12 protein-coding genes and 1 pseudogene are annotated in these 10,024 nt (G+C 71.1%); 7 read left to right on the plus strand and 6 right to left on the minus strand.

From position 1 onward, the window contains the following. From ACLFOB_RS12135 to ACLFOB_RS12165, 7 genes are all read left to right on the plus strand, one after another. Positions 1-111, plus strand: a 111-nt coding sequence (locus ACLFOB_RS12135; RefSeq protein WP_410926235.1) for a flagellar hook-basal body complex protein FliE, incomplete at its 5' end; no start/stop codon positions are given. Then, positions 111-380, plus strand: a complete 270-nt coding sequence (locus ACLFOB_RS12140; RefSeq protein ID WP_410915583.1) for a flagellar biosynthetic protein FliQ — start codon at positions 111-113, stop codon at positions 378-380. The genes ACLFOB_RS12135 and ACLFOB_RS12140, both read left to right, overlap by 1 nt. A gap of 1 nt (position 381) precedes the next feature. Then, positions 382-1,095 carry a flagellar hook-basal body complex protein gene (locus ACLFOB_RS12145; protein ID WP_410926228.1) on the plus strand — a complete coding sequence of 238 codons (714 nt, stop codon included), beginning with the start codon at positions 382-384 and terminating at the stop codon, positions 1,093-1,095. A 9-nt stretch (positions 1,096-1,104) separates the two neighbouring features. Next, positions 1,105-1,890 carry a flagellar basal-body rod protein FlgG gene (gene flgG, locus ACLFOB_RS12150; RefSeq protein ID WP_410926229.1) on the plus strand — a complete coding sequence of 262 codons (786 nt, stop codon included), beginning with the start codon at positions 1,105-1,107 and terminating at the stop codon, positions 1,888-1,890. Then, positions 1,890-2,309, plus strand: coding sequence for a flagellar basal body P-ring formation chaperone FlgA (gene flgA / locus ACLFOB_RS12155; RefSeq protein WP_410926230.1), 420 nt, complete (start codon positions 1,890-1,892; stop codon positions 2,307-2,309). Before flgG ends, flgA begins: the two co-directional genes overlap by 1 nt. 9 nt (positions 2,310-2,318) lie before the next feature. Next, positions 2,319-3,038, plus strand: coding sequence for a flagellar basal body L-ring protein FlgH (gene flgH / locus ACLFOB_RS12160; protein WP_410915587.1), 720 nt, complete (start codon positions 2,319-2,321; stop codon positions 3,036-3,038). Positions 3,039-3,049: 11 nt separating this feature from the next. Continuing rightward, positions 3,050-3,556, plus strand: coding sequence for a flagellar basal body-associated FliL family protein (locus ACLFOB_RS12165; RefSeq protein ID WP_410915588.1), 507 nt, complete (start codon positions 3,050-3,052; stop codon positions 3,554-3,556). A 10-nt stretch (positions 3,557-3,566) separates the two neighbouring features. Here the strand turns inward: ACLFOB_RS12165 and ACLFOB_RS12170 are convergent, their stop codons facing one another. The 6 genes and pseudogenes from ACLFOB_RS12170 to ACLFOB_RS12195 form a co-directional block, all read right to left on the minus strand. Next, positions 3,567-3,974: a hypothetical protein gene (locus ACLFOB_RS12170; RefSeq protein WP_410926231.1), complete on the minus strand. Its 408-nt coding sequence runs from the start codon at positions 3,972-3,974 to the stop codon at positions 3,567-3,569. Next, positions 3,971-5,068: a flagellar type III secretion system protein FlhB gene (gene flhB, locus ACLFOB_RS12175; protein ID WP_410926232.1), complete on the minus strand. Its 1,098-nt coding sequence runs from the start codon at positions 5,066-5,068 to the stop codon at positions 3,971-3,973. Before flhB ends, ACLFOB_RS12170 begins: the two co-directional genes overlap by 4 nt. Continuing rightward, on the minus strand, positions 5,068-5,838 hold the full coding sequence (locus ACLFOB_RS12180; RefSeq protein ID WP_410926233.1) for a flagellar biosynthetic protein FliR: 771 nt from the start codon (positions 5,836-5,838) through the stop codon (positions 5,068-5,070). Before ACLFOB_RS12180 ends, flhB begins: the two co-directional genes overlap by 1 nt. After that, positions 5,835-7,871 carry a flagellar biosynthesis protein FlhA gene (flhA, locus tag ACLFOB_RS12185; protein WP_410916393.1) on the minus strand — a complete coding sequence of 679 codons (2,037 nt, stop codon included), beginning with the start codon at positions 7,869-7,871 and terminating at the stop codon, positions 5,835-5,837. Before flhA ends, ACLFOB_RS12180 begins: the two co-directional genes overlap by 4 nt. 57 nt (positions 7,872-7,928) lie before the next feature. Further along, complete coding sequence (locus ACLFOB_RS12190; RefSeq protein WP_410926234.1) at positions 7,929-8,648, minus strand: transglycosylase SLT domain-containing protein; 720 nt, start codon at positions 8,646-8,648, stop codon at positions 7,929-7,931. Between the two features lie 335 nt (positions 8,649-8,983). Beyond that, a pseudogene (locus ACLFOB_RS12195) lies at positions 8,984-10,024 on the minus strand (hypothetical protein); the annotation flags it as partial.

The following is a 10,024-nucleotide window of genomic DNA, read 5'->3' on the forward strand; positions in this document are numbered from 1 at the left end:
CACGCCCTCGTCATGGCGCTGGCGCAGTCGGAACTGGCCGTGCAGACCGCGGTCAGCGTGCGCGACAAGGTGGTCGAGGCCTATCAGGAAATCCTGCGGATGCCGGTCTGATGCAGAGCGAGGCGTTGTTCTTCGACACCCTGCGGCAGGGGCTCTGGATCGCGGTGATCATCTCGGTCCCGGTCCTGACAGCGGCACTTCTGGCCGGTGTCACCGTGGGCCTGTTCCAGGCGCTCACCTCGATCCAGGAGATGACGCTGACCTTCGTTCCCAAGCTGATCGCGATCGTCGCCGTCTTCTGGGTGTCGATGGGTTTCATGACGCAGATGCTGGTGTCCTTCCTGCACGAGCAGATCATGCCGCTGATCGCCGGAGGCTGAAATGGAACACGCGACATATGTCACCCTCGCCCGGCAGTCCGGCCTCGTGCGCGAACTGCAGGCGGTGGCCAACAACATCGCCAACATGGGCACCACCGGGTTCCGCAGCGAGGGCGTGATCTTTTCCGAATTCGTGCGCCGCACCGGCGGCGACGAGTCCCTTTCGATGGCCGCGGCGAACGTGCGCGCCACCTCGACCCTGCCGGGAGAGACCGCACCCACCGGCGCGCCCTTCGACTTCGCGATCGAGGGCGAGGGATTTTTCCTGGTCGAAACCGCGGCGGGCGAGCGGCTGACGCGGGCGGGAAGCTTCACGCCCAACGCGGCCGGCGAGCTTGTCACGCCCGACGGGCACCGCCTGCTCGACGCGGGCGGCGCGCCGGTCTTCGTGCCGCCGGACGCGGCAGGCGTGGCGCTGGCCGCCGACGGCACACTCAGCGCCGATGGCCGCCCGATCGGGCAGATCGGACTCTGGGCGCCTGTCGATCCGCTGGGCCTGCGCCGCGAGGACGGCGTGCTGTTCCGCGCCGAGGGCGGCACGGAGCCCGGTGCGCCGGGCCGCATCCTGCAGGGCTACCTGGAGGCCTCGAACGTCGATCCCATCGGCGAGGTCGCCCGCATGGTCGCCGTGCAGCGGGCCTACGAGATGGGCCAGAGCTTTCTCGATGCCGAGAACGAGCGCCTGCGCACCGCCCTGAGAACCTTCGTGAAATAGGAGAACCCCATGCGTGCCCTTGCGATCGCCGCCACGGGAATGAGCGCCCAGCAGACGCGGGTCGAGGTCATCTCGAACAATCTCTCGAACATGTCCACGACGGGCTACAATGCGCGACGGGCCGAGTTCGCGGACCTGCATTACCAGCAACTTGCCCGCGCCGGCGCGATCAACGCGGCTGACGGCACCGTGCTGCCCACGGGCATCCAATTGGGCCTGGGCGTGCGGCCCGCCGCCGTTTCGGTGCAGCTGTCGCAGGGGGCGCTCTCGGCCACCGGCGGCGATCTCGACGTGGCGATCGAGGGGCGCGGCTTTCTCGAAGTGACACTGCCCTCGGGCCAGCCGGCCTATACGCGTGACGGGGCGCTCAAGCGCGGCCCCGACGGGCTGATCCTGACCTCCGACGGCTATCCGGTCGCGCCCGAGATCGTGATCCCGGACGACGCGCGCGCCGTGTCGATCAACGCCGACGGCGAGGTCTTCGCCTATTTCGAGGAGGGCGGGCCGGCGCAGCCGCTGGGCGAATTCGTGCTGGCCGGCTTCACCAATCCCAAGGGGCTCGAGGCGCTGGGCTCGAACCTCTTCGCCGAAACCGAGGCCTCCGGCCCCGCGCTGCTGTCCGCACCGGGGGAGGACGGGCTGGGCACGCTGCGGCAGGGCTACCTGGAGGACAGTTCGGTCGACGCCGTGCGCGAGGTGACGGACCTGATCGAGGCACAGCGCGGCTACGAGCTCAACGCCAAGGTGATCTCGGCCGCCGACCAGATGCTTGGCGCGACCACGCAGGTGCGCTGATGCGGACCGCGCTCGCCCTCGCCCTGACGGTCGCCGCCCCGCCGCTGACCGCGGAGACCCTGATTGCCACGCGACTGATCCGCGCACAGGAGGTGATCGGCCCCGGCGACGTGATCCTGGCCGAGGGCGAGGTGCCGGGCGCACTGACCGACCCGGCGGCTGCCGTCGGCCGCGAGGCGCGCATCGCACTCTACCCCGGCCGACCGGTCATGCGCGGCCAGACGGCCGCGCCGGCACTGGTCGAGCGCAACCAGATCGTCAGCGTCGTCTATTCGCGCGGCGGCCTCAAGGTGACCGCAGAGGCCCGCGCCCTGAGCCGCGCCGCCGAGGGAGAGCCGGTCCGCGTGATGAACCTGTCCTCGCGGATGAGCGTCACGGGCACCGTCGCGCCCGACGGCTCGGTCCGCGTCAATCCCTGAGGAATGCCCATGCGTGTCGCCGCCCTCGCCCTTCTGCCGCTGCTCGCGGCCTGCTCGACCGCGCCACTCGGCCGGCCGCCCGAGTTCACCGAGACGCCGACAGGCGCGGAACGCTTCGCGATGCTCTCGCCCGGCCTTCCGGCCCAGATCGCCTCGCCCCTGCCGGGCCGCGAGTCCTCGCTCTGGTCGGCCGGACAGCGCTCGCTCCTGGGTGACCGGCGCGCGATGCAGCGTGGCGACATCCTGACCGTCGTGATCGAGATCGACGAAAGCGCCGAGATCTCGAACGAATCCGCACGCGGACGCCGCGGCTCGCAAAGCCTTGGCCTGCCCCAGCTGTTCGGTCTGCCGCAACGCGCGGACGCGGAGCTTCCTGCCGGCGCCTCGCTGGCGAATGCAGTGGAACTCGACAGTGCCAGCGAAGCCAGCGGCGACGGCTCCGTGCGCCGGCAGGAGGAACTGACGCTGCGCGTGGCGGCCACCGTGACGGACGTGCTGCCGAACGGGGTTCTGGAAATCCACGGCAGCCAGCAGGTGCGCGTGAACTTCGAGTTGCGCGAACTGCTGGTACGCGGGCTTGTCCGCCCCGAGGACATCTCGCGCCGCAACGAGATCACCTACGACAAGATCGCCTCCGCCCGAATCTCCTATGGCGGGCGCGGTCAGATCACCGACATGCAACAGCCGCGCTACGGCCAGCAGGTGCTGGACGCGGTGCTGCCGTTCTGAGGTCGCAACCGATGGGCAAGCTGTTTCCATTGCTGCTCGCGCTCGCGGGGCTTGGCGCCGGGGTGGCCGCGGGCCTGCTGCTGCCCGCGGCACCCGAGGACTCCGCGGCGGCGACGCGGACGGACGAAGCGCAGGATCCTGTGCCTGCCGGCGCCGCGACGCCGGCCAACGCACCCCCTTCGGACACCGCGGGCCCGCGCGAATATGTCCGGCTGTCCAATCAGTTCGTCGTCCCCGTGCTCAGGGACGACCGCGTCAGCGCGATGGTCATCCTGTCGCTCTCCTTCGAGGCTGCACCGGGCGCGCGCGAGGCGATCTTCGCGCGCGAACCCAAGCTGCGCGACGCGCTGCTGCAAGTGCTTTTCGACCATGCCAACATGGGCGGCTTCGGCGCGGAGTTCACGGGCTCGCGCAACCTCGACCTCCTGCGCCGCTCGCTCACCGAGGCCGCGCAGCAGCTCATGCCCGGGCAGATCACCGAAGTGCTCATCATGGATATGGCGCGGCAGGACGTCTGAGTCGGGTCGATCAGCGCCCGGCGCCAAGGATCAGCCACGCGAGCATCGCTGCCTCCTGCCTGCGCAGCGCGGCGGCGTGGCGGGCCGCTGCCGCCTGCTGCGCCAGACGCGCCACCCCGTCCTTGCGGCCGAGCGCGGCGCGCAGCCGCGCCTCGGCATCGCCGCTGCGGGCGCGGGCGAGGGCGAGCTCGCGCAGCAATGCCGCGCGCCGGCGGCGTGTCTCCTCCTGCCAGAGCGGCGCGGCGCCCGTCGCCTGATGTTCCATACCGGCCACGGCGAGCGCCGCGCCTGACCGGTGATCGAGCGCCGCGAGAGCCGCCTCGATGCGCCGCTCCTGCGTGCGGGCGGCGGCGAGTGCGGCCTCGTCACGGCGGCAGCGCGCCTCCATCGCGGGCATGAGCCGGACCCAGTCCGTCATCGCCATCCCCGGCGGGCGCGCCGCCGCATCGCCTCGGCGAAACGGATCGCGGCGGCGACGGCCTGGTAATGCTCCGGCGGGATCTCGCGTTCGAGCGGCACCTCGGCGTGGAGGGCCCGCGCCGTCGGCGGGTCGCGGTAGATCGGAACCCCGTGTTCCCTGGCGATCTCCCGGATGCGGCGGGCGATTTCGTCGGTGCCCTTGGCCACGACGGAAGGCGCCGTGCCGGGCGCCCGGCTCCAGCGCAGCGCCACTGCGTAATGCAGCGGGTTGACCACCACCACATCGGCACGCGGGACATCCGCAAGCATCCGGTTCGCGGCGATCGCCTCTGCCCGCGCGCGCCGCTCCTGCTTCAGCCAGGGGTCGCCTTCGGCCTCCTTCGCCTCGTCGCGAAGCTCCTTGTGCGACATCCGGTGCCGGCGCCGATGCTCTGCGTGCTGCCACAGGAAGTCGATCGCGCCCATGGAACCGGCCACCGCGGCGACGAGGGCGAGGAACTGCAGCGTGAGCCGCCCCAGTGTCGCGCTCGCCGCGCCGGCAGATGTCATGACGCTGAACAGGATCGTGTCGAGTTGCGTGGCGAGGAACAGGGCGAGCGCGGCCGAGATCACCACGAGCTTCACGAAACTCTTGAAAAACTCGAACAGCCCATTGCGGCCGAACTTGTTCTTCGCGTTCGATGCGAGCGAGAGGCGCGATGCCTTGGGCTTCAGCTTGTCGGGTGCGACGGTGAAGGATCGCTGGGCGGCCACCGCCGCCACAACCGCCAGCGCGGGCATCCCGAACCAAAGCGCAAGCGGCGGCGCGAGCGCCATGAGGAGGCCCGCGACCGGCGCCGCCGGCGCGCCCTCGAAAAAGAGTGGCGCGATCCGGTCGGCCTGTCCGATCATCACGGAAAGGGCCGCGCCGATCTGGCCCACCGACCAGGCGCCGCCGGTGACCGCCGCGACCAGAAGCCCCGCATAGGTCGCCGCCGCCCCGATGTCGGTCGAGCGCGGCACCTCGCCCTTCTTTCGCGCCTCCTGCAGCTTGCGCTCGGAGGGCTCGTGCGGCTTTTCGCTGCTCTCTTCTTCCTGCTGGCCCTGCGACATCAGCGCGCCGCCGCCGGGTTGCCGAGGAACAGGTGCAGCGCCTCCAGCCAGACCGACAGCATCAGTGGCGCCGATGCGGCAAGCAGCGCGAGGCCCCCCAGGGTGATCACCGGGGCGCCGACGAAAGCCACCATGAGTTGCGGCATCGCCTTGTTGATCGCGCCGAGCGTCAGGTTGTAGAGCATCGAAAGCATCACGAAGGGCGCGGCCAGGGTGAAGGCCAGCCAGAACGCCCCGGCCACCTGCGCCACGCCCCAGTCGGACATCACGGCAGCCTCCGGGAAAAGCCCGGCGGGCAGGATCGTGTAGGACAGGATCATGAGCTCCGCCAACCGCACATGCAGCCCCGCCATCATGGCGAGCGCGAGCCCCCCGATCGTCAGCACCTGTCCGATCGCCGGCAGCGGTTCCGCCTGCGCACCGCCCAGAAGCTGCGACAGGGAGGTCACGTTCGCGGCGATGCTTCCGGCCGTCTGCAGGGCGAGCACCAGAAGCCGGACGCCGAGGCCCAGCGCGAGTCCCGCCAGCGTCTCGGTTGCAAGGTAGCGCAGGAAGACGCCCAACTCCGGCTCGGCCGAGGCAGGCGCCGGCACGGCCGGCCCGACGATAGCGGTGAACGCCAGCGCGAGCGTCAACCGCACCCGCATCGGCACGGCCTCTCCGCCGAAGCCCGGCAGCACCGCGGCCATTGCGCCCACCCGCAGAAAGACCAGCGCCCCCTGCCAGAGCGCGGCCTCGCCCAGCCGCAGCAGCTCCGCCAGCTCGGTCACGCGGCGACCGTCCCGACCAGCGCGGGCCGCGCCTCGAGGCCGATTTCCTCGAACGACAGCACGGGGTTGCTCACGCCCTTGGCCGAGAGCACCGTGCGCAGGAAACGGCGCCGCCGGCTGCTGGTGACGATCGCCGGGAACACGCCGCGTTCGCCGGCGGTCCGCACTTCCTGCGCGACGCCGTCGCCCAGCCGGTTGAAGAGATCCGGCGGCAGCGCCACGTCGAGCCCGCCGCGTGCGCCCTCGACCTGATAGCTGGCGAAGGTGTCTTCCCAACCGGCGTCGAGCTGGACGAGAGGCAGCGTGCCGTCGTCGCGCCGCAGCTCGGCGACGAGCTGGAAGCCCAGCCGCTGGCGCACCTGCTCGCAGATCGCCTCGGGGCTTGCGGCGGTGAGCCGGGCCTCGGCCACCGCCTCCAGGATCAGCGGCAGGTTACGGATCGACACCTGCTCTTCCAGCAAAAGGCGCAGGACGCCGTGCAGCACGTCAAGCGGCACCTTGTCCGGCACGAGTTCGTCCAGCAGGCGGCGGTTGGCGGCGGCGCGGGCGGGATCGGACAGGTTGACCATCTCGTCGAGCAGCCGGCGCAAGGCCCGCAGCGTGAGCAGACGTCCGAAGTTGCGCTTGAGCGTTTCCAGAAGATGCGTGGCAAGGATCTCGGGCGGGGTGACGACGGTGACGCCGGCCAGCACCGCTTGCTCCTGCGCGTCGGGCGCAATCCAGCGGGCCGGTGCGCCATAGACCGGCTCCTCCACGGGCTCCCCGGGCGGCAGCGCGTCCCCCGCCTCGCCCGCGAGCGCCAGAACCTGCTCCGGCAGCAGCCGCGCGCGTGCCTGTTCGACGCCGAGAATGCGGATGATGTAGGTGCCGGCGGGCAGGGAAGGATCGTCGGTCAGCCGTATCTCGGGCATGATCAGGCCATAGGCCGAGGCGATGTGCCGGCGCATGTTGGCGATCCGGGCATCGAGGCCGGTGCCTTCGTCCAGCACCATGCTCACGAGATCCGGCGCGAATTCCAGGTGCACGTCCTCCACCTCCAGCACGTCGCCCAGCGGCGCGGGCTTGGGCGGGCCCGTCGCTGCCGCCGCCTCGTCCGCCCGCGTTGCCTCTTGCAAGGCCTTGCGGTGCAGCACGAGCGCGGCGCCGCCCAGGATCAGGGCACCGGCCATGAATGGCAGCAGAGGCAGCCCCGGCACGAGACCGAAGAGCGCCATCAGCACCGCGACGGTCCCGAGCGCGGCGGGATAGCGCCCCAGCTGCTCGACAAGCGCGAAATCCACGGAGCCGGTTGTGCCGCCGCGGGCGAGCAGCAGACCGGCAGCGATCGAGATGATGACGGCCGGGATCTGGTTGACCAGCCCGTCTCCCACCGTGAGGATCGCGTAGGTCTCGAACGCGCGGCCCAGGGGCATGTCATGCGCCAGAATGCCCATGGCCAGGCCCATCACCAGATTGAGCAGGGTGATCAGCAACCCGGCGACAGCATCGCCCTTGACGAATTTCGAGGCCCCGTCCAGCGAGCCGAAGAAGCTTGTTTCCTGCTGTTCGCGCTCGCGCCGTGCCCTCGCCTCGGCATGGTCGATCGCGCCGGCCGACATGTCGCTGTCGATGGCGAGCTGCTTGCCCGGCATGCCGTCGAGCGCGAAGCGTGCACCCACCTCCGCCATGCGCCCGGCACCCTTTGTGATTACCGTGAAATTGACGATCAGCAGCACGCAGAAGACCACGAGGCCAAGCGCGACGCTGCCGCCCATCACGAAGTCGGCGAAGCCCCGGATCACCTCCCCGGCCGCATGCGTGCCGGTGTGGCCCTCGCCGATGATCAGCTTGGTCGAGGAGACGTTGAGCGACAGCCGCAGCATCAGCGAGGCCAGCAGGATCGTCGGGAAGGCCGAGAAGTCGAGCGGCCTCTCGATGAACAGCGTGACCGTGAAGATCAGGATCGCGAGCCCGAAGGAGGCCGCGAGACCGATGTCGAGCACCCAGGCCGGCATCGGCAGGATCATCATGGCGATGACGGCCATGAGCGCCATGGCAAGCAGGATGGTCGGCCGGAAAAGCGCCTGCGACGAGAAGCTTGGCACGGGGGGTCAACCTCCTGTCTGGAACAGCGGGCGTGCCGCGGTCACGCCGGCCGGCACGAGGGAGCCGGGACTGCCGGGCCCGGTCCCACGCGCGAAGAGCGGAAAGGGCTGGCCCACGCGCGGCGCGGGGGCGACGGGCGCGGACGCCGCAGCAGGCGCAGTCATGGCCCCGCCCAGGTCACGCAGACCAGCCAGCACTTCGGTGAACCGGGCGCGGTAGCGCCGGGCATGCACCGGCGTGCGCGAATGATAGGCGCCCGCCGCAGCGGTCCAGTCCCCGGTTTCGGCGTAGAGGTCGCCCAGGAAGCGCGCCGCATAGAGCGCACTCGCCTCCGGGTCGGTCATTTCGTCCACGGAGACGAAGGCATGACCGTGCCAGCGATAGTTGATCTGGAAGCAGCCCAGATCGAAGCTGCGCGCGCCCCGCGCCATGTGCCGGTCGACATAGGCGAGCAGTGCCGCGCGAGTCTCGAACCAGCGCCCGTCGCCCTCCATGTTGACGGTCCAGGGCCAGGGCTGCAGCGTGCCGTTCCGGTGACGACCGGTCTCGACGCGCGTGATCGCGTGAAGGACCTCCGGCGGCACGCCCGTGCTGGCCGCGGCGTGCGCCGCAGCCCTGTCACAAAGCGCGGCCTCGCGCGATGCGAGCGCGGCGGGCATCGCAAGCAGGACCGGCAGAAGCACGGCGGCCACGATGCGGCAAAAGACGCCGTGGCAGCGGATCACGCTCGAGACAGTCGCGCGACCGCCGCGCGGGAGTGAGGTTGGTTGCAGAGCCTTTGCGCCGGGAACGGCCTGACGCAGGGCGGTCCAGCCCGGCCAGGCGGGCACCCCCCGCGGCGCGCGACAGTACGCCGGGGGTTCGATCCTCTGCCCACGCCAGGACGTGGGCGGTCGTACCGAAGACTGACGCCCCTGGCTGCACGGGACCTCGCAAGCTCGCATTCCGACGCTCCAGCGCTTTCTGCACCGACCGGGCCGCCGAGTCGGGCCCGGGCTCAGGCTGGCAGACCAGGGTTGAGGGAAGGTTGACACCAGCCAAGTGCGCGGACCGGCGTGCGTCACCGCGTGGCGCGGGGGCCCTCGACACGGGTCAGCAGATCCGTCAGCGCCTCGCGCGTGGCTGCGCTTTGTTCCAGCAGCGCCCTGTTTCGGGCAAGAACGCCTGTGGAAGGGTGCATGGCACCCCGGTCCGGCGGCCCGGACGCGCGTTGCGCCGGGCCTGCCTCTGCTGCTTCGTCTTCGGTTTCGTCCGACGCCGTGACGGCGACGGGCACGGCAACCTCGGCTGGATCGGATTCCGTCGCCGCCTGTCTGGCGTCCGGCGCGCCGGCCGGCGGCGGGGGGGCTTCTGCCGCTTCCTCGTCCGGGCCCGAGGCCAGAAACCGATGGCGTGCCGCCGCATCCGTCTGGCCTACTGATTCGAAAAGCTGCGCGGCGGCGGCATGATCGCCCTGGTCGGCGCGCGCCTGCGCAAGCAGCCTGTCGGCCCGTCTCGATTGCAGGCCGGACAGCAACGCTTCGGCCTCGCCGGGTCGGCCAAGGGCAAGCGCCGCCTCGGCTCTCAGAAGCCGGTGCCTGGCGCCGCCCGCGTCCGGCCCGGCGAGCCAGGCCAGGCTGGCATCGGGCAGACCCAACGCAAGCAGCCGCGCCGCCACGGCCCGCGCCGCAGACGCGGGCAGGCCGTCCGGCGCTGCGTCCGCCTCGAGCGCGCGGCGCAGGAATGCCGGATCATCCGTCGCAGCGGCGATCGCCGTCCAGAGGGGCCCCAGCGTGCCGGGGCGGTCGTAGGGCAGGCCGGCACGATCGAATCCTGCGACCTCCTCAAGCGCCGCGTCCAGTTCGTCGGCCCCGGCCAGCGCGAGCACATGGGCACGCCGGATGCGCGGCCCGATCGACTGGTCCCGGTATTCGCGTGCGTGACCCGCAACAAGTGCCACGGTCTGCGGCTCGATCGGTTGCCCGACTGCGGCGCGGGCTTCGATCAGCGCGGCCAGCGCCAGCGGCCCCACGTCGCCCCCCCCTGCGGCCAGTTCGGCGAGGATCGGCTCGGCCGCATCCGGCCGGCCCTCCGAAAGGGCCTCCTCGGCCCGTGCGAGCGC

The sequence above is a fragment of the Rhodosalinus sp. genome (assembly GCF_046542825.1).
Lineage (GTDB): Bacteria > Pseudomonadota > Alphaproteobacteria > Rhodobacterales > Rhodobacteraceae > Rhodosalinus.